At 66.0% G+C, this 18,996-nt stretch carries 11 protein-coding genes; 2 read left to right on the top strand and 9 right to left on the bottom strand.

The genetic code is table 11. The annotated features are described in order from the left end of the window. Positions 1–4: 4 nt before the first annotated feature. Genes treZ through JQ633_RS01830 form a run of 5 tightly spaced genes read right to left on the bottom strand, consistent with a single transcriptional unit; the run spans position 5 to position 11,230 of the window. Positions 5–1,759: a malto-oligosyltrehalose trehalohydrolase gene (gene treZ / locus JQ633_RS01810; protein WP_211981700.1), complete on the bottom strand. Its 1,755-nt coding sequence runs from the start codon at positions 1,757–1,759 to the stop codon at positions 5–7. After that, on the bottom strand, positions 1,756–3,828 hold the full coding sequence (gene glgX / locus JQ633_RS01815; protein WP_211981702.1) for a glycogen debranching protein GlgX: 2,073 nt from the start codon (positions 3,826–3,828) through the stop codon (positions 1,756–1,758). Before glgX ends, treZ begins: the two co-directional genes overlap by 4 nt. 3 nt (positions 3,829–3,831) lie before the next feature. Beyond that, positions 3,832–5,979, bottom strand: coding sequence for a 1,4-alpha-glucan branching protein GlgB (gene glgB, locus JQ633_RS01820; RefSeq protein ID WP_211981703.1), 2,148 nt, complete (start codon positions 5,977–5,979; stop codon positions 3,832–3,834). Further along, on the bottom strand, positions 5,976–9,281 hold the full coding sequence (gene treS, locus JQ633_RS01825) for a maltose alpha-D-glucosyltransferase (RefSeq protein ID WP_211981705.1): 3,306 nt from the start codon (positions 9,279–9,281) through the stop codon (positions 5,976–5,978). The genes glgB and treS overlap by 4 nt, the downstream gene beginning before the upstream one ends. Next, positions 9,278–11,230: an alpha-1,4-glucan--maltose-1-phosphate maltosyltransferase gene (locus tag JQ633_RS01830; RefSeq protein ID WP_211982742.1), complete on the bottom strand. Its 1,953-nt coding sequence runs from the start codon at positions 11,228–11,230 to the stop codon at positions 9,278–9,280. The genes treS and JQ633_RS01830 overlap by 4 nt, the downstream gene beginning before the upstream one ends. Before the next feature lie 204 nt (positions 11,231–11,434). Here JQ633_RS01830 and malQ point away from each other — a divergent pair, with 204 nt between their 5' ends. Both malQ and JQ633_RS01840 read left to right on the top strand, forming a co-directional pair. After that, complete coding sequence (gene malQ / locus JQ633_RS01835) at positions 11,435–13,387, top strand: 4-alpha-glucanotransferase (RefSeq protein ID WP_211981706.1); 1,953 nt, start codon at positions 11,435–11,437, stop codon at positions 13,385–13,387. A 14-nt stretch (positions 13,388–13,401) separates the two neighbouring features. Beyond that, on the top strand, positions 13,402–15,210 hold the full coding sequence (locus JQ633_RS01840; RefSeq protein ID WP_211981708.1) for a glycoside hydrolase family 15 protein: 1,809 nt from the start codon (positions 13,402–13,404) through the stop codon (positions 15,208–15,210). Between the two features lie 211 nt (positions 15,211–15,421). Here JQ633_RS01840 and JQ633_RS01845 read toward each other — a convergent pair whose 3' ends face one another. From JQ633_RS01845 to zwf, 4 genes are read right to left on the bottom strand one after another with little or no spacing between them, the layout of a single operon-like run. Beyond that, complete coding sequence (locus tag JQ633_RS01845) at positions 15,422–16,225, bottom strand: Cof-type HAD-IIB family hydrolase (RefSeq protein WP_211981709.1); 804 nt, start codon at positions 16,223–16,225, stop codon at positions 15,422–15,424. Then, complete coding sequence (locus JQ633_RS01850) at positions 16,222–16,752, bottom strand: gluconokinase (protein ID WP_433995617.1); 531 nt, start codon at positions 16,750–16,752, stop codon at positions 16,222–16,224. The genes JQ633_RS01845 and JQ633_RS01850 overlap by 4 nt, the downstream gene beginning before the upstream one ends. Continuing rightward, entirely contained in the window at positions 16,739–17,491 is a 753-nt protein-coding gene (gene pgl, locus JQ633_RS01855) for a 6-phosphogluconolactonase (protein ID WP_211981711.1), read from the bottom strand. Before pgl ends, JQ633_RS01850 begins: the two co-directional genes overlap by 14 nt. A gap of 2 nt (positions 17,492–17,493) precedes the next feature. Continuing rightward, on the bottom strand, positions 17,494–18,987 hold the full coding sequence (gene zwf / locus JQ633_RS01860; protein ID WP_211981713.1) for a glucose-6-phosphate dehydrogenase: 1,494 nt from the start codon (positions 18,985–18,987) through the stop codon (positions 17,494–17,496). Positions 18,988–18,996: the final 9 nt, after the last annotated feature.

Raw genomic sequence — 18,996 nt, forward strand, 5'->3', positions numbered from 1 at the left:
TATGCTATCCGATGTTCCAGCGCACCGCCCAGACGGGGAGGTGCCCCGACAACGCGCCGCCCCAGATCGCGGTTCCCTTCGGCTCCGGCGCGTCCGGCATCGCGCGGTCCGACAGGTTGGCGGTGAGCCGCAGTGTGCTGCCGTCGCCCATCTGCCAGTGCGCCGTCAACAGATCGCCGGTCACAACAGCGTCGCCGAAACGCGCCCCGGCCAGCCGCGGCGTGATCTCGCGCGCGCGGACGGCAAGCAGGTCGTGGACCAGCGCGAGCCGGCCGCGGCCGGGATCGCGGCCGAGTGCCGTCCAATCCAGCACGGCGGATTGCATCGTCTTCGCGTCGAGTGGATCGGGAATCTCGTCGCCATATTTGGCGTAAGCCCAGGCGAATTCCTGGCGCCGTCCCTTGCGGACGGCATTGGCGAGATCGCCCTTGAAATCGCAGAAGAACGGGAAGGGCTGCGTCGCGCCCCATTCCTCGCCCATGAACAGCATCGGCGTCGTCGGCGCGATCAAGGTGACTGCGAGCGCGGCTTCGACCGCTTCCGGCTTTGCGATGCTGACGAGACGGTCGCCGAGCGGCCGGTTGCCGATCTGGTCGTGGTTCTGCAGGAAGTTGATGAAGCAGGTCGGCGACAGCGCGCCGCTCGGCTCGCCGCGCGGCTTGTTGCCCCAGAATGCCGAGACCTCACCCTGATAGACGTAACCCGAGGACAGCGCACGGGCGAGATCCTGCTTCGGCGCGCGCTGATAGTCGCCGTAATAGCCCTGCGTTTCGCCGGTCAGCATCACGTGCCAGACGTGATGATAGTCGTCGTTCCATTGGCCGCGGAACTTGCCATGCGGCGGATCTTCCGTGGCGTCGAGCAGGCTCGCGAGGTTGTCGCCGTTTTCGAGCACCAGATTGATGTGCCGGCCGGTCTCGGCGGCGAGGCGCCCCGCCGCCTTGCTGAAGTCGTGCACCACGGCGACGTCGCCGGCCTCGACGATCATGTTCACCGCATCGAACCGCAGTCCGTCGAAACGGTAGTCGCGCAGCCAACTCACGACGCTGCCGATCGCAAAGGCGCGCACTTCCGGCACCCGGTAATCGATCGCGCTGCCCCACGGCGTCTGCGCATTGGTGAAGAAGGAAGGCGCGTAGCGGCCGAGATAATTCCCCTCCGGGCCGAAATGGTTGTAGACCACGTCGAGCATCACCATCAGTCCGCGCAGATGGGCTTCGTCGATCAGGGTCTTGAGGTCGTCGGGGCGGCCATAGGCGCTGTCCGGCGCGTACCACAGCACGCCGTCATAGCCCCAGTTGCGCTTGCCGGCGAAGTCCGCCAGCGGCATCAGCTCCAGCGCAGTGATGCCGGTCGCTACCAGATGATCGAGCTTGTCGATCATCGCGCGATAGGTGCCTTCCTTCGTGAAAGTGCCGACGTGAGCCTCGAGCACGACGGCTTCATGCCAGGGCCGGCCACGCCACTCGGTCGCGCGCCACTTGAACGCGGCGTGATCGATCACCTCGCTGGGGCCGAACACGTCGTCCGGCTGGAATGCGGAGGCCGGATCGGGGACGTCGAGCTCGTCGTCGATGCGAAATCTGTAGCGGGTGCCGGCGCGCGCACCGGGGATCTCGGCGACATACCATCCGGCCGCGTCGCGCGTTAGCGTATGCGGCTTGTCGAGCAGCAGATCGACGCGCTTCGCCGCCGGCGCCCATAGCCGGAAGCGCGCGCCGTCGGATGTCAGCTCCACGCCGAAATGCTGAGCATTCATGCGGCGCCCGCGAAGGCCAGCACCGAGCGCGGCGGGGCCTTGATCTCGACGCCGGAGGTGAACTGCCCTGATGTCTGCACCGTCTCGGTCGTGTTCAGCACCTGCTGCCAGCTCCTGTATTCGGGCATTTTCGGCATCTTGAACGCGATCTCCTGCGGTGCGGCATTGAGCACAATAAAGATCGGCGCCTGTCCTGGTTCCATCGGTCCCAGAACATAGGCCAGAAACCGGCTTTCCGGAAATTTCCAGTCGGATTCCTTCATCTCCTCCGCCGATGGCGTCAGCCAGAGCACGCCATAGCTGCCGTCGGTGCGGCGGCCGTCGAGCCAGCGCTGGCAGCGGATCTGGCCGAAGCGTTGGCGCAGCTCGGTGAGGTGGGCGATGAAGTCGATGGCGTCGTCATCCTTGCCGAGGTTCTCCCAGCCGATCCAGCCGGTGTCGTTGTCCTGGCAATAGGCGTTGTTGTTGCCGTCCTGGGTGTTGGCGACCTCATCGCCGGCGAGGATCAGCGGCGTGCCCTGCGCCAGCAGGAGGCAGGCGAGCGCGTTCTTCCGTAGCTGGCGGCGCAGCGCGATGATGGCGGGATCGTCGGTCGGGCCCTCATGGCCGCAATTGTTGCTGTGGTTGTCGTTGGAGCCGTCGCGATTGTCCTCGCCATTGGCTTCATTGTGCTTCTGGTTGTAGCTGAACAGATCGGCCAGCGTGAAACCGTCGTGCACCGTGATGTGGTTGATGCTGGCGCGCGTCGCGCGGTTGTCGTGGTGAAACAGGTCGGACGAGGCGGTCATCCGGCTCGAGATCTCGCCGGTCAGATTGCCTTCGCCCGTCCAGTAGCGCCGCATCGCGCTGCGATAGCGATCGTTCCATTCCGACCATTGCGAGGGAAACGCGCCGACCTGGTAGCCGCCGAGGCCGAGATCCCAGGGCTCCGCGACCATCTTCACATTGGCCAGCACCGGGTCCTGCCGCACCGCCGTGAGGAAGGCGTGACCGCGATCGAAGCCGTTCGGCCCGCGCGCCAGCGTGGTGGCGAGGTCGAAGCGGAAGCCGTCGACATGGCAGACCTCGACCCAGTAGCGCAGCGAGTCCATCACCATCTGCAGCACCCGCGGATGGGTGAGGTTGACCGAGCTGCCGCAGCCGGTGAAGTCGTCGTAGAAGCGCGGGTTCTCGCGGTTCAGCCAGTAGTAGGAGGCATTGTCGATGCCGCGGAAGCACAGCGTCGGGCCCATATGGTTGCCCTCGGCGGTGTGGTTGTAGACGACGTCAAGCATCACCTCGATGCCGGCGTCGTGCAGCCGCGCCACGGTGGTGCGGAAGGAGTCGAGCGCGTTGTCCTGGGCGTAGCGCGCCTCGGGCGCGAAGAACGCGATGGTGTTGTAGCCCCAGTAGTTCGCCAGCTTTTTCTCGACCAGGATGCGGTCGTCGATCAGGCCGTGGATCGGCAGCAGTTCGACCGTGGTGACGCCGAGCCGTTTGAGGTGGCTGATCATCGCGGGCGACGACAAGCCGCCATAGGTGCCGCGCAGATTCGGCGGCACGTCCTCGCGCTTCTGGGTCAGGCCCTTGATGTGGGCCTCGTAGATGATGGTGTCTTCCCAGGGGATGTGCGGCCGGATCTCGCGGCGGCCCCAGTTGAAGCTCTCGTCGACGACGACGGCCTTCGGCATGCCGCGGGCGTTGTCGCGCCGGTCGAACGAGAGATCCTCGCGCGCGCTGCCGGTGCGATAGCCGAAATGCGCGTCGCTCCACACCAGCCGACCGGCGAGCCGCTTGGCATAAGGATCGAGCAGCAGCTTGTTCGGGTTGAAGCGATGGCCGCGCTCCGGCGCGTAGGGACCGTAGACGCGATAGCCGTAGAGCTGGCCCGGCGAGATGTCGTTGAGATAGCAGTGCCAGACGTCCTCGGTGCGCTCCGGCAACTCGATCCGCTCGAGCTCGCGGCGCCCCTGGCCGTCGAACAGGCACAGCTCGACCTTCTCGGCGTTGGCCGAGAACAGCGCAAAATTGGTGCCCCTGCCGTCCCAGCTTGCACCAAGCCGTCCGGACGTTCCCCCGGTCAGTCGCATGGCTCAGCTTTCCGGTACGAGGAAGATCGAGGCCAGCGGCGGAATGGTGAGACTGAGCTCTGGCGTCGCGCCCTCCGCGGCCCGGATCTCGCCGGCATTGCCGACATTGGTGCCGCCGTAATGCGCGGAGTCCGAGTTGAACACCTCGTGCCACTTGCCTGCGAACGGCACGCGGACGCGATAGTTGCGATAGACGTTGGGCGAGAAGTTCGCGACCACGAGGCAGCGCGCGCGGGCGTCATTGCCCTTGCGAATCCAGGCGAACACATTGTTGGCGGCGTCGTCGCTGATCACCCACTCGAAGCCGGCCTGGTCGCAGTCGAGCTCGTGCAGCGCCGGCACCGCGCGATAGAGGCGGTTCAGGTCACGCACGAGGCTCTGGATGCCGCTGTGCCGCGGCTGATCCAGCAGGTGCCAATCGATCGAGTGGTCGTGGTTCCACTCGCGCTCCTGGCCGAACTCGCAGCCCATGAACATCAGCTTCTTGCCGGGATGTCCGAACATGAAGCTGTAGTAGACGCGCAGATTGGCGAAGCGCTGCCAGTTGTCGCCGGGCATGCGCCCGAGGATCGAGCGTTTGCCGTGCACGACCTCGTCATGCGACAGCGGCAGGATGAAGTTTTCCGAGAACGCGTAGTGCAGGCCGAACAGGATGTCGCCGTGGTGATATTTGCGGTGGATCGGATCCTTGCCGATGTATTTCAGCGTGTCGTGCATCCAGCCCATGTTCCACTTGTAGCCGAAGCCGAGCCCGCCATATTCGACCGGTCGCGACACCTGCGGCCATGCGGTGGATTCCTCGGCGGCCGTCGTCGCCTGCGGAAAGCGCGCGAACACCTCGGTGTTGAAGCGGCGCAGGAAGCCGATCGCCTCGATGTTCTCCCGGCCGCCATATTTGTTCGGGATCCAGCCGCCGGATGGCCGGCTGTAGTCGAGATAGAGCATCGAGGCGACGGCATCGACACGCAGTCCGTCGATGCCGTAGCGGTCGAGCCAGAACAGCGCGTTCGAGACCAGGAAGTTGGTGACCTCGGTGCGCCCGTAATTGTAGATCAGCGTGCCCCAGTCGAGATGGCGGCCCTGCAGCGGGTTGGCATGCTCGTACAGCGCGGTGCCGTCGAAATGCCCAAGGCCGTGCGGATCGTCTGGGAAATGCCCGGGCACCCAGTCGAGCAGCACGCCGAGGCCTTCGCGATGGCAGGCATCGACGAGGGCGGCGAAATCCTCCGGCGAGCCGAAGCGGCTGGTCGGGGCGAACATGCCGGTCGGTTGATAGCCCCAGGAGCCGTCGAACGGATGCTCCGATATCGGCAGGAATTCGATATGGGTGAAGCCCATGTCGCGGGCATAGGCGGGAAGCTGTTCCGCCATCTCGCGATAGGTCAACCATTCATTGCGGCCCTTGCGCCGCCATGAGCCGAGATGGACCTCGTAGATCGACATCGGCGAGCTCAGCGCATTGACGCGCTCGGGAGCCGGGCGTGGGTGCGGAAGGTTGCGCTCGTCGATCACGATCGACGCGGTCTTGGGGCGGACTTCGGCGGCGAACGCCATCGGATCCGATTTCAGCGGCAGATGCTGGCCGTTCCGTCCGACGACCTCGAACTTGTAATGGTCGCCGGCGCGAGCGCGCGGGATGAACAGCTCCCAGTACCCGGCGCCGCGGACCCGCATCGGATGCCGCCGGCCGTCCCAGAAGTTGAAGTCGCCGACCACGCTGACGCGCCGCGCGTTCGGCGCCAGCACCACGAAGCCGACGCCATCGACGCCGTCGAGCGTCATCGGATGCGCGCCGAGCGTGTCGTAGATGCGCTGATGCGTGCCTTCGCCGAGCAGATAGAGATCGAAGTCGCTCAGGATCGGTGGGAAGCGGTAGGCGTCCTCGAGCTCGACCACATTGTCGCCGAAGCGGGCGCGCAGCTGGTAGCGCGTCGAGCCGTTCGGCAGCGGACCCGCGAACAGGCCGGCGTCGTGAATCCGGGCGAGCGGCGCCGCCTCGCCATGTTCGCCGATCGCCTCGACGTTGCTGGCGTCAGGCAGGAAGGCACGCACGACGTTGCGATCGCCCTCGGCGTGGAGGCCGAGATAGTGGAAGGGGTCCGAGTGGCGGCCCTCGATGATCGCATAGGCCTCGGCGGGCAGCTTGGTCATGCAACCTCATGCGGCTGTTGCGCCAGAATCCTGAGCAGGCCGGTCAGCGGCACGCGCAGCCAGTCCGGCCGGTTGGCGAGTTCATACTCGACCTCGTAGAACGCCTTCTCGAGCAGGAACAGGCTGAGCAGGCGCTCGGCCGCCCTGGCATCGGCCGGCCACAGGCGCTGGCCGGCCATCGTCTCGCGATAGGCCGCCAGGAACGTATCCGCGGCATGGTCGCGCCATTCGGCCAAGGCAAGGCTCAGCCTGCCGCTTTCATCCGGTGCGACCTTGAGCGTGCGTTCGAGCGCCGCGGTCGCCGCATAGTCGATCGAGCGCAGCAGGCCGGCGACGTCGCGCGCGGCCGGTGCCTTGCGGCGCCGCTCGGCGATGGTGCGGCCCGGCCCGCCATCGAAGTCGATGATGAAGATGTCGTCCTTGACGACCAGGAACTGGCCGAGATGCAGGTCGCCGTGATGGCGGATGTTGAAGCCGTCGGTCTCGCGCGGCAGCAGCGCCTTCAGCCGCTCCGGCAGCATGTCGTGCCGGGCCAGCAGCTCGTCGGCGAGCAGCGCCTCGCCCTCCTTCAGGGTGTCGCGGCGCTGCTTCAACGTGTCGAACACGCGCTCGGCGCGCGCCATGATCTCGTCGTTCCAGCGCTGCAGGTCCTCCGGCCGGGTCGGTTCGGGCGCGAAGTCCGGCAGGTCGCCTTTGCTGGCGAGCGCGATGTGCAGCTCGGCGAGGCGCTTTCCGGCGTGCGACAGATGACGCAGATAGCCGCTCTGATCGCCGTTCTCCCGCGGCTCCTCGCTCGCCGCGAGCAGTCGCTGCTTTTCCACCAGGCGATCGAGGTAAGAGGCCGCCACCGTCCAGAGATCGCCCTGGTTGACGACCATCGCGTGCAGGACCGCGATCGCGCTGCGCTTGTCGCCTTCGACCAGCTCGGCGGTGCCGAGCAGGGCCGGGCTGTTGGGAAAGTTCACCACTTCGGTGAGGAAGCGGCAGATTTCGATCTCCGGATTGATGCCGACCTCGAGCTTCCGAAAGATCTTGGTGACGTATTCGTTGTCGACCAGCGCGGTCGAGTGCGGCTGGTCGTTCTCGAAGACGCGGATGCGCTCGGGCTGCCGCACCGGCTTGTCCGAGAAGCGGCTGGTCGGCTTGAATTCGAGCTTGAGGCCTTGCTCGCCTTCGTCGACCACGAGGTTCTCGCGCAGATTGCGCAGGAATAGTCCGGTGAAGATCTGGTCGGTGGCGACATCGAGCAGCGTGCCTTCGCGGGCGCCTTGGCGCACCGCGGCGAAGGCGCGCGGGTTGTAGCGCTCGCGGTCGAAACGCACCCACTCGATCTGCATCGGCAGCACGTAGCGGCTGGTGGTGCCGCGCTCGGTGGTCTCGAAGAAGATCAGCCACGGCCGGTTGTCGCCGATGTCGCAGAACGGGACCGCGGACACCAGCGTCGGCTTGATCGCCTTCGGGGAATGCTCCGGGTACCAGCGGCAGCGCGAGAGATGGCCGGGCAGCACGTCGTGCTCGAACATGCCGCGCTCGCGCGCCAGCGACGTCCAGGTGGAGTTCATCGGCACCACCAGCGTCTCGAACTCCGGCACCGCGCGCGGCGTCACCGGCTCGGACTTGTCGCGTTCCTGCAGCTGGAACCAGTAGAAGCCGTAGGGTGCCAGCGTGATCATGTAGGGCAGTTCGCCGATCGCGGGGAAGCGCGTGCGTCCCAGCATCTCCAGCGGAATGCGGTCCTTGAAGGCGGAGAGGTCGAGCTGGGTGGCCTGCGCCGAGCGCGACAGATTGGCGACGCACAGGATCACCTCGCCATTGTACTGCCTGACATAGGCGAGCACCGAGCGGTTCTCCGGGCGGATGAAGGTCATGGTGCCGCGGCCGAAGGCGAGCGTGGACTTTCTGACGGCAATCAGCCGCTTGGTCGCCGACAGCAGCGACGACAGGCTGCGCGACTGCGCCTCGACGTTGACGGCCTCATAGCCGTATACCGGATCCATGATCATCGGGGCGTAGAGCCGCGCCGGATCCGAGCGCGAAAAACCGCCGTTGCGATCCGGCGACCACTGCATCGGCGTGCGCACGCCGTTGCGGTCGCCGAGATAGATGTTGTCGCCCATGCCGATCTCGTCGCCGTAATAGATGATCGGCGTTCCCGGGAACGACAGCAGCAGCGAGTTCATCAGCTCGATCTTGCGCCGGTCATTGTCCATCAGCGGGGCAAGACGTCGGCGGATGCCGACATTGATGCGGGCGCGCGGATCGTTGGCGTAGGTCGACCACAGATAGTCGCGCTCGACGTCGGTGACCATCTCCAGCGTCAGCTCGTCGTGATTGCGCAGGAACAGCGCCCATTGGCAGGCGGCGGGGATGTCCGGCGTCTGCCGCAGGATGTCGGTGATCGGGAAGCGGTCTTCCTGCGCGATCGCCATATAAATGCGCGGCATCAGCGGGAAGTGGTAGGCCATGTGGCATTCGTCGCCGTGGCCGAAATATTCCTGCACGTCCTCCGGCCATTGATTGGCCTCGGCGAGCAGCACCTTGTCCTTGGCGTAGGCGTCGAGCTCCTGGCGCAGCCGCTTGATGATGGCATGCGTCTCCGGCAGGTTTTCGTTGTTGGTGCCGTCGCGCTCGCACAGATAGGGAATGGCGTCGAGTCGGAAACCGTCGACGCCGGTGTCGAGCCAGCGCTTCATCACCTGCACGATGGCGCGCACCACCCGCGGATTGTCGAAATTCAGATCCGGCTGGTGTGAGAAGAAGCGATGCCAGTAGAATTGGCCGGCTTCCGGATCCCAGGTCCAGTTCGACTTCTCCGTGTCGGTGAAGATGATGCGGGTATCGAGATATTTCTGGTCGGTGTCGCTCCAGACGTACCAGCTCCGCGCGCTCGAATTCGGCGGGCTGCGGCGGGCGCGCTTGAACCAGGCGTGCTGGTCCGAGGTGTGGTTGACGACGAGCTCGGTGATGACGCGCAGGCCGCGCTTCTTGGCTTCCTGGATGAAGCGCTTGAAGTCCTTCATCGTCCCGAAATCGGGATTGATGTCGCCGTAGTCGGCGATGTCGTAGCCGTCATCGCGGCCGGGCGAAGGGTAGAACGGCAGCAGCCACAGCGTAGTGACGCCGAGCTCCTGCAGATAGCCGAGCTTCTCGGTCAGGCCCGCGAAGTCGCCGATGCCGTCATTGTTGCTGTCGGCGAACGCCTTGACGTGCAGCTGGTAGATGATCGCGTCCTTGTACCACAGCTTGTCGGTGGCCTCGGTCGCGACCTTCTGCTTGATGTCGATGGAGGAGAATACGTTCATGACGGCTCCCTCGAGGCCTCACAGCGCAACAGCAGCGCGGGATCGCGCTCGGGATCGATGCGCAGGCGCAGGCCTCCCCATTCGAGTGCGTGGCGTTCGCCGCTGACGAGATCCTCCACCGCCGCGACGGGACGATCGTCGATCTGGATGTCGCCGAGCGGCAGCCAGACGTCGCGCGCCTCGGGCGACAATGCGATGATGGCCGCGACCACATTGGTCCGGTCGGCCGATTGCTTGACGAAGCCAATCAAATTGCCGTCCTCAATGCCGATAAAGCGCAAACCCGCCGTCTGTTGCAACGCCGAATTGCCGCGCCTGATCCGGTTGAGCGCGGCGATATAGGGCTTGATGTTCCCGGAGCTGTTCCAGTCCCGGACCTTGATCTGGTATTTTTCGGAATCGGCATATTCCTCCCGGCCTGGGATCGGGGCATGCTCCAATAGCTCGAAGCCACTATAGATACCGTAATTGCTCGACAGCGTCGCGGCCAGTGCGAGACGCGATTTGAACATCCAGGGTGCGCCGCCCTGCAGATGAAAGGGCAGGATGTCTGGCGTGTTGACGAAGAAATTCGGCCGAAAGAAGTCACGTTCGGGATAGCCGATCAACTCGCCGAGATATTGCTCGAGCTCGAAGCGCTGCGTGCGCCAGGTGAAATAGCTGGTGGATTGCGAGAAGCCGAGCTTGGCGAGCCCCTTCATCAGCTTCGGCCGCACGAAGGCTTCCGCCAGGAACACGACATCCGCGTCGTGGCGCTGCACCTCCCGGATCAACCATTCCCAGAACGGCAGCGGCCTGGTGTGCGGATTGTCGACCCGGAAAATCCTGACGCCCTGCTCGACCCAGAACAGCACGATGTCGCGCAGCGCCTGCCACAGCGCGCCGGCCTGCTCGCAGCTGAAGTCCGGGTTGACGACATCGTCCCAGCGCTGCGGCGGATGCTCGGCCGGTCGCATCGAGCCGTCGGGGCGCCGCCTGAACCACTCCGGATGCTGCTTCAGCCACGGATGATCCGGCGAGCATTGCACCGCGAAGTCGAGCGCGATCTCCATGCCATGGGTGTGGCAGGCGGCGACGAAAGCACGAAAGTCGTCGAGCGTGCCGAGCTGCGGATGCACGGCGTCGTGGCCGCCTTCGGCCGCGCCGATCGCATAGGGGCTGCCGGGATCGCCGGGCTGCGCGATCGCCGCATTGTTACGGCCCTTGCGGTGGGTCTGTCCGATCGGATGGATCGGCGCCAGCAGCACGACGTCAAAACCCATTGCCGCGATGTCAGGCAGCCGCGCGATGCAATCGCCGAAGCTCGCATGCTGGCCCGGCACCTTGCCCTGGCTGCGCGGAAACATCTGATACCAGGCGCTGCAGCGCGCCCGCGGCCGCTCGGCGACCAGCGCAAACAGCTGCGAGCGCGTCAGGTCGCGGCGAAACTGGCTGCCCGCCATCGCCGTCTGCAGTTCCGGCGCCAGCAGCGCACCGGCCTCGCCGGTCTGCAGATAGATCTCGCACTGCCTGATGATTACGGCCGCGGCCGCCGGGCCGCCGGCCTGCGCCTGGGTCAGCATGCCGGCGCCTTCGATCGCGTCCAGCGTGTGGTCGGCGCCGTCTTTCTGCTTCTGCTCGAAGCGATGCCGCCAGCTGGCGAACTCGTCGGTCCAGGCCTCGATCGCGTAGGCGTAGCGGCCGGGGCGGTCGGGCACGAAACTGCCGGTCCAGCGGTCGTCGCTGTGCAAGGTCATCGGCGCATGTTGCCATTCGCCGCCATCCTCGTGCCGCCATGCCAGCGCGGCCGATATCACGTCATGTCCGTCGCGATAGATGTCGGCCCACACCTCGACGGGTTCACCCGCGATGCGCTTGACCGGGAAGCGGCCGCCATCGACCGACGGGTAAACGTCAGTGATATGAAAAGTGCCGCTGGCACTCTCGACAGGTCGGGCGGTTTTGTTCACGGTGATGCCGCCATTCAAGATGCAAAGGCCGTCCCGGCGGCGGGAAGGAGGCGCGCCAGACCCATATAGTAAGCCACTTGCCGGGCAATGGTTCCCGGCGGGAACGCCGGATAGGGTAGAGCGTTGACCATCAACTATCCCTTTCCCGTATCTGAACAATTTAGCAGCGGGTCGTAATACCGTTGCAAGCCAGCAGCGTGCCGCATGGACCTTTACGCCAAAGCCAAGACCCTGGGTATCCAGACCGAGTATATCGACGGCAGCGGTCACTTGCGTGTGACAACCCCCGAGGCGCTCTCGGCGATCCTCGACGCGCTGCCGCCGGAGACGCCGCGGCGGATCGTCGCCGATCCGGTCGTCGTCAGGGCCGGCCGCGCCGCCGCGACCGCGCTATCGGAGGCCGCCCGGCTTCCGGTGCAATGGAGGATCAGACACGGCTCCAGCCTGCTGGCGCAGGGCGAGGCGCACGAGCGCAATGTGGCGTGGCCGTCCGGACTGCCCGAGGGCGTGCATCGGTTGCAGGTCACGGACGCATCAGGCGCAAGCGAGGAACTGCCGCTGCTGGTTGCACCGCAGGGCGCGTTCGGCGGCGAGTTCGACCGCTGCTGGGTGATCGCGGTGCAGCTCTACGGCGTGCGCTCCGCGCGCAACTGGGGCATCGGCGATTTCACCGATCTGCAGGGTCTGATCGATTTCGCGCATCATCTCGGCGCCGACGGCATCGGGCTCAATCCGCTGCACGCGCTGTTCGACGACCGGCCCGGCGATTGCAGCCCGTACTCGCCGAACAGCCGGCTGTTCCTCAACGCGCTCTATATCGACGTCGAGAAGATTCCCGAATTCAGGATCGATGCCGAGACGCAAGGCGCGCTGACGCAGCTGCGCACCCACGACATGGTGGACTACGTCGCCGTCGCCGGCTTGAAATGGCAAGCGCTGCGCGCGGCGTTCGCGGCCTTCAAGGCCAATCCCGGCCTCGGCCGCTGGCAGGATTTCGAAGCCTATCGCAGCGAGCATGGCGCGCTGCTGTCGCGCTTCGCCTGCTTCGAGACGATGCGACACAAGTTCAACGCGCCGTGGTGGGAATGGCCGGACGAATGGCGGCAGCCCGACGATGCGGCCTGTGCCAGGCTGCGCCGGGCGCGCGACAGCGCCGCCGAGATCGAGTTCGTCGAATTCGTGCAATGGACCGCCGACCGCCAGCTCGCCGCCTGCCAGGCGCTCGCGCACAAGCTCGGCATGCGGGTCGGGCTTTATCTCGACGTCGCCGTCGGGGTGCAGTCGGACGGCTTCGATGCCTGGAACGAGCAGACCGCGATCTCACGCCAGCTTGGCGTCGGCGCGCCGCCGGATCCGCTCAACACTGCCGGGCAGGACTGGGGACTCGCCGGCTTCAACGCTGCGGGGCTGGAGCTGCGTCTGTTCGAACCGTTCAGGCAGATGCTGCGCGCCTCGATGCGCCATGCCGGCGCGATCAGGCTCGATCATGCCTTCGGATTGAAGCGGCTGTACCTCGTGCCGCGCGGCTTCGGCCCGGCCAACGGCGCCTATGTGCTGATGCCGTTCGAGGCGCTGCTGGCGGCCACCGCGCAGGAGAGTGTCGCGAGCCGCTGCGTCGTGATCGGCGAGGATCTCGGCACCGTGCCCGAGGGCTTTCGCGAGCAGATGAACGGCTGGGGCATCTGGTCCTATCTCGTGATGATGTTCGAGCATGACGGCCAGGGCGTGTTCTACAACGCCGATCACTACCTCACCGACGCGCTCGTCACCTTCAACACCCACGATCTCTCGACCTATGCCGGCTGGCGCTCATTCAGCGACCTCAAGACCAAGCGTGCGCTCGGGATCGATCCCGGCGAGACCGACGAAGGACGCTGGCACGCGCTCGGTCAGCTCGACGAGGTGCTGCGCCGCCACGACATCCACGGGCACGACCTCTATTCGGTGGTGAGCTTCCTGGCGCGGACGAAGTCGCGGATGATGGTGGTGTCGACGGAGGACCTGCTCGGCCTGGTCGACCAGCCCAACATTCCCGGCACCGTCCATGAGCATCCGAACTGGAAACGGCGGCTTCCGGTCTCGCTCGAGCATCTGTCGTCGGCGATCGACGTCGAGGCGCTCAAGCGGGCGACCCGCGAGCGGTCGCGCGGCGGCTGATCCGGAGCGCGGTCTTGGCCTTGCGCATCGAAGACTACGGACTGATCGGCGATTGCGAGACCGCGGCGCTGGTCGGCCGCGACGGTTCGATCGACTGGCTGTGCTGGCCGGCCTTCGATTCCGATGCGTGCTTCGCGGCGCTGCTCGGCACAACCAGGAACGGCCGCTGGTTGATCGCGCCCGCCGATGAGATCACCGCAACGTCGCGCCGCTATTGGGACGACACGCTGATCCTCGAGACGCGGTTCGAGACCGCTGGCGGCGTCGTGGCCTTGATCGACTTCATGCCGCCGCGCGGCAACGCCTCCGACGTCGTGCGCCTCGTGCGCGGCGTCAGCGGTCGGGTCAGGATGCACATGGAGCTGGTGCTCCGCTTCGGCTTCGGCGTCGACATTCCCTGGGTGAAGAAAAATCCTGACGGCGACGGGCTGCTGGCGATCGCCGGCCAGGACATGACCGTGCTGCGCACGCCGGTCGAGACCCGCGGCAAGGACCTGACCACGATTGCCGATTTCGAGGTCGGCGCGGGCGAGACGGTGCCGTTCGTGCTGACCTACGGTGCGTCGTATTCGCCGGTGCCGGCGCCGATCGATCCCGAGGCGGCGCTCAAGGACACCGAGGAATACTGGAAGGAATGGTGCAGCCGCTCGACCTATGAGGACGGCTACAAGCGCGACCTCGTGATGCGCTCGCTGATCACGCTGAAGGCGCTGACATTCCGGCCGACCGGCGGCATCGTCGCGGCGCCCACCACCTCATTGCCGGAGAAGCTCGGCGGGGCGCGCAACTGGGACTACCGGTTCTGCTGGCTGCGCGACGCCACCTTCACGCTGCTGGCGCTGATGAACTCCGGCTACAAGGACGAGGCGGCGGCCTGGCATAACTGGCTGCTGCGCGCGGCGGCCGGCGCGCCGGCCAACATGCAGATCATGTACGGCATCCTGGGCCAGCGGCGCCTGCTCGAATGGGAGGCCGGATGGCTGCCCGGCTATGAAGGCGCGCAGCCGGTACGCGTCGGCAATGCGGCGCATGCGCAGCTGCAGCTCGACGTCTATGGCGAACTGATCGACGCCTTCCACCAGTCGCGGATGGCCGAGCTGAAGCTCGACGAGGAGAACTGGTCGCTGGAGTGCACCGTCGTCAACCATCTTGCCGAGGTCTGGGACAGACCGGACCACGGCATCTGGGAACGCCGCGGCATGCCCCGGCACTACGTGTTCTCCAAGGTGATGTGCTGGGTGGCCTTCGACCGCGCCATCAAGAGCGCGGAACGGTTCGGCTTCAAGGCGCCGCTGGTCAAATGGCGGGTGATCCGCGACGCCATTCATCGCGACGTCTGCCACAGCGGCTTCGACGCGGAGCTGAACAGCTTCGTCGAGAGCTACGGCTCGAAGCTGCTCGACGCCAGCCTGCTGCTGCTGCCATCGGTCGGCTTCCTGCGGCCGACCGATCCGCGCATCCGCGGCACGATCGATGCGGTCGAGCGGCACATGATGCGCGACGGCTTCGTGCTGCGCCACGACCCGCGCGAGGTGTCGGACGAGACCCAGCCGATCGAGGGCGCATTCCTGGCCTGCAGCCTGTGGCTCGCCGATGCCTATGTGCTGGCCGGCGATGTCGACAAGGCCCAGGTCATGTTCGACCGCGTGGTGGCGGTCGCCAACGATCTCGGCCTGCTGGCGGAGGAGTTCGACTCCGGCGCGGGCCGGCAGACCGGCAACTTCCCGCAGGCGCTGACCCACATCGCGCTGATCAACACCGCACACAATCTCAGTGCGGCGAGGGCCGAGGCAGAGAAGCCTGCGGTGCAGCGGTCGACATAGGCGATCGGCTCCGACTCGCGCCTCCGCAGAGGCCGCGCGATCTTGGAATAATCCCCCACGCGTCGTCCCGGCGAAAGCCGGGACCCATAACCACAGGATCAGGTTGTTGAACCAAGCTGTGGCCCCAGCGTCGCGCAACAATGACCTTCGGTGGTTATGGGTCCCGGCCTTCGCCGGGACGACACTGTCGTTCTGCTTGTGGAATCCTGCCTCAGCGGAACTGCAGCACCGTCTCCATCGCGCGCGCGAAACCGTCATTCGCGTTGCTCTCGGTGACGTTGGTGGCACGGGCCTTCACGTCGTCGCTGGCATTGCCCATCGCGAACGACACGCCGCTCTTGGCGAACATCGGCAGGTCGTTCTGCATGTCGCCGATCGTTGCGACGTTCTCCAGCGCCACGCCGAGACGCTTCGCGATCGCCGCGACGAAGGTACCCTTGTCGTGGCCGGGCGGCGTGACGTCGAGATAGTAGGTCTGCGAGCGGACCGCGATCGCATCGTGGCCGACCACCTGCTGCATCTCTTTCTCGCAGCGCTGCAGCAACGCCGCGTCCGAGCTGGCGCCGACGATCTTGCAGGCCTGGTCGAGATAGGGTGCGAAATCCGGCACGATGGTCGGATCGTGCTTGATGGTGTGCTGCTCGTGCGCGGTGTACTCGCCGTCGGGATTTCGCGTCAGCCAGCGGTCGTTGGTGAACAGCCAGATGTCGACGCCGTAGTCGCGCAGCAGGTCGACGCTGCGCTTGGCCGTGGCGGCCGGGATCAGATGCTGCTCCAGCGGCTTCAATTGCGGATCGACGATCGAGGAGCCGTTGAAGGCGCCGATCGGCTGCGTGATCGCGAGCGGCGCGACCAGGAAACCCATGCCGATCGTCGGCCGGCTGGAGACGACGGTGAATCCGATCCCGGCCTCGTGCAGCCCGTGCACCGCCGCCTTGGCGTCCTCGGTCAGGATCTTGTCCTTGGTCAGGAGCGTGCCGTCGACATCGGAGACGACAAGGGCGATGCGGGTCATGGGCGGTCCAGTTTCAGTTGGCTGACAATGTCTTCGACGATGGCCTCGACGCTGCGGTCGATGGCGACGTTGATCGGGCGCTCCTCCGCGGCCGGCGGCTCCAGCGTCCCGAACTGGCTGGTGAGCAGCCCCGGCGGCATGAAGTGGCCCTTACGCATCGCCAGACGCGTTGCGATCAGCTCCTGCGTGCCGTCGAGGAAGACGAGGCGCACGTCCGCGCGGCCATGGACCAGGATGTCGCGATAGCTGCGCTTCAGCGCCGAGCAGGCGATCACCGCGCGCTCGCCGGCGGCGCAGGTGCGGTCGATCTCGCCGGCGATCGCCTTGAGCCAAGGCCAGCGGTCCTCGTCGGTGAGCGGCTGGCCCGAATGCATCTTTGCGACATTGCTCGGCGGATGGAAGCTGTCGCCGTCCTCAAAGCGCCAGCCGATCCGGATCGCGAGCCGTTCGGCGATGGTGCTCTTGCCCGAGCCGGAGACGCCCATCACCACCAGCGCGCAGGCGTTGTCGCGTTCAGCCACGAACATCCTCCGGCAGCGCGGCCTGATCGACCAGCCAGACGGTTTCGTTCAGCGATCGCGCGCGGTTCGCCGGCAGGTCCTCGCCGGCAAACAGCCGGCTCAGGATCGCGCGTTTGTTCTCGCCCGCGATCTCGAACAGCATCTCGCGGCAGGAGGCGAGCGTCGGCAAGGTCAGCGTGACGCGCGGTACGAACGGCTCGACATTGGCCTTGGGCACGCCGACCACCCAGCGTGCGGTCTCCTCGACAGCGGGAAAACCGGGGAACAGCGAGGCGGTGTGGCCATCGGGGCCGACGCCCATCAGCACCAGATCGAACAACGGGCGCGCGGGGTCGAGCTGTTCGGCGCCGTAGAACGCCATCAGCTCGTTCTCATAGAGGGCGGCACTGACGTCGGGATCATTGAGGTCGGCGGTGTCGGTCGCAATCGGATGGACGTTGGCGGCCGGTGCGCAACGGTCGAGAAACGCCTGGCGCGCCATGCTCATATTGTGCAGCGGATCCTTGCGCGGCACCAGGCGCTCATCGCCGATGAACCAGTCGACGCGGTCCCAGGGAATCCGGCCGCGATACTCCGGCGTCGCCAGCAGTTGGTACAGCGCCTTCGGACTGGAGCCGCCGGTGAGGCAGACCGCGATCCGGCCCTCGTTGCCGGCGATCCGCGCGATCAGGCGCTCGGCCGCGGCCTTCGCCATCGCCGCCGGATCGGCGACGGTGATGATCCTGCGCTGGTCGCTCCCGGCCATGCTCAGCCGAGCTTCCGCCAGCTGCGGCCGTCGCGCGTCAGCAGTGCGTTGGCGGCCTCCGGGCCTTCGCTGCCGGCCTTGTAGGGCTGCAGGCCGCGTCCGCCGGCATTCTTCCAGGCGTCGAGGAAAGGCTGCACCGCCTGCCAGCCGGCTTCGACGCTGTCGGCACGCTGGAACAGGATGTTGTCGCCAATCATGCAGTCGTAGATCAGCGTCTCGTAGCCGGTCGATGGCTCGGCCTTGAAGTAGTCCTTGTAGCGGAACTTCATCTCGACGCCGTCGATGTTGATGGTCGGGCCCGGCACCTTGGTGTTGAACTGCAGCTCGATGCCCTCGGTCGGTTCGGTCGAGATGACGAGATAATTCTGCGACAGGCGGTCGACCGGTGTGTCGCGGAACATCGCGAACGGCGCCTGCTTGAACTTGATCGCGATCTCGGTGCGCTTGGACGTCAGCGCCTTGCCGGTGCGCAGATAGAAGGGAACGCCGGCCCAGCGCCAATTGTCGATGGTCAGCTTCAGCGCGGCATAGGTTTCGGTCGAGCTGTCGGGCCTGACATCGCGCGTCTTCAGGTAATCCTCGATCTCGGTGTCGCCGATCTTGCCGGCGCGATACTGGCCGCGCACCGAATTGGACAGCGCCTCCTGCTCGGTCTGGGTCTGGATCGCGCTCAGCACCTCGGCCTTCTCAGAGCGTACCGCATACGCGTCGAACCGTGCCGGCGGCTCCATCGTCACCAGCGACAGCAACTGGAACAGATGGTTCGGCACCATGTCGCGCAGCGCGCCGGTGGCGTCGTAGAAACTGCCGCGGTGGCCGACGCCGAGCTTCTCGTCGACGGTGATCTGGATGTGGTCGATGTGGTTGCGATTCCAGATCGGCTCGAACATGCCGTTGGCGAAGCGCAGCACCAGGATGTTCTGGACGGTTTCCTTGCCGAGGTAATGATCGATCCGGTAGATCTGGTGCTCGTCCATCAGCTTGAGCAGGGCGGCATTCAGCGCCTTTGCCGATGCCAGATCAGTGCCGAACGGCTTCTCGACCACCAGCCGCCGCCAGACGCCGTTCTCCTCCAGCATGCGGGTGCGGCCGAGCTCTCGGCTGATCGGCAGGAACGCGCTCGGCGGCGTCGCCAGATAGAACAGCCGGTTGCCGCCGGTGCCGCGCGCCTTCTCGATCTTTTCGAGCCGTTCGTTCATGGCGTCGAACGATGCCGGATCGCTCGGATCGGCCTCGATCGCGGTGACGCATTCGAACAGGCGCGCGGCGACCGCCTCGTCGACGGGGCGGGTTGCGAACTTGCGCAGGCCCTGCAGCAGGCTGTCCTTCATCTGCTCGCTCGACATGCCCTTGCGGGCGATGCCGACGACGCAGAATTTGTCCGGCAGAAGGTTGCCGGCGGCGAGATTGTACAGCGCCGGGATCACCAGGCGGTGCGTCAGGTCGCCGGTGGCGCCGAAGATGATGAAGGAGCAGGGATCGGGTTTCTTCTGCACGTGATCTTC

This window comes from Bradyrhizobium tropiciagri, from assembly GCF_018130505.1.
Lineage (GTDB): Bacteria > Pseudomonadota > Alphaproteobacteria > Rhizobiales > Xanthobacteraceae > Bradyrhizobium > Bradyrhizobium tropiciagri_B.

What these genes read in the sequence shown, in the direction of transcription:
- glgX (WP_211981702.1), bottom strand. Translation starts at nt 3,828, where the DNA reads ATGCGACTGACCGGGGGAACGTCCGGACGGCTTGGTGCAAGCTGGGAC.
- treS (WP_211981705.1), bottom strand. Translation starts at nt 9,281, where the DNA reads ATGAACGTATTCTCCTCCATCGACATCAAGCAGAAGGTCGCGACCGAG.
- glgB (WP_211981703.1), bottom strand. Translation starts at nt 5,979, where the DNA reads ATGACCAAGCTGCCCGCCGAGGCCTATGCGATCATCGAGGGCCGCCAC.
- treZ (WP_211981700.1), bottom strand. Translation starts at nt 1,759, where the DNA reads ATGAATGCTCAGCATTTCGGCGTGGAGCTGACATCCGACGGCGCGCGC.
- pgl (WP_211981711.1), bottom strand. Translation starts at nt 17,491, where the DNA reads ATGGCCGGGAGCGACCAGCGCAGGATCATCACCGTCGCCGATCCGGCG.
- malQ (WP_211981706.1), top strand. Translation starts at nt 11,435, where the DNA reads ATGGACCTTTACGCCAAAGCCAAGACCCTGGGTATCCAGACCGAGTAT.
- JQ633_RS01850 (WP_433995617.1), bottom strand. Translation starts at nt 16,752, where the DNA reads ATGTTCGTGGCTGAACGCGACAACGCCTGCGCGCTGGTGGTGATGGGC.
- JQ633_RS01845 (WP_211981709.1), bottom strand. Translation starts at nt 16,225, where the DNA reads ATGACCCGCATCGCCCTTGTCGTCTCCGATGTCGACGGCACGCTCCTG.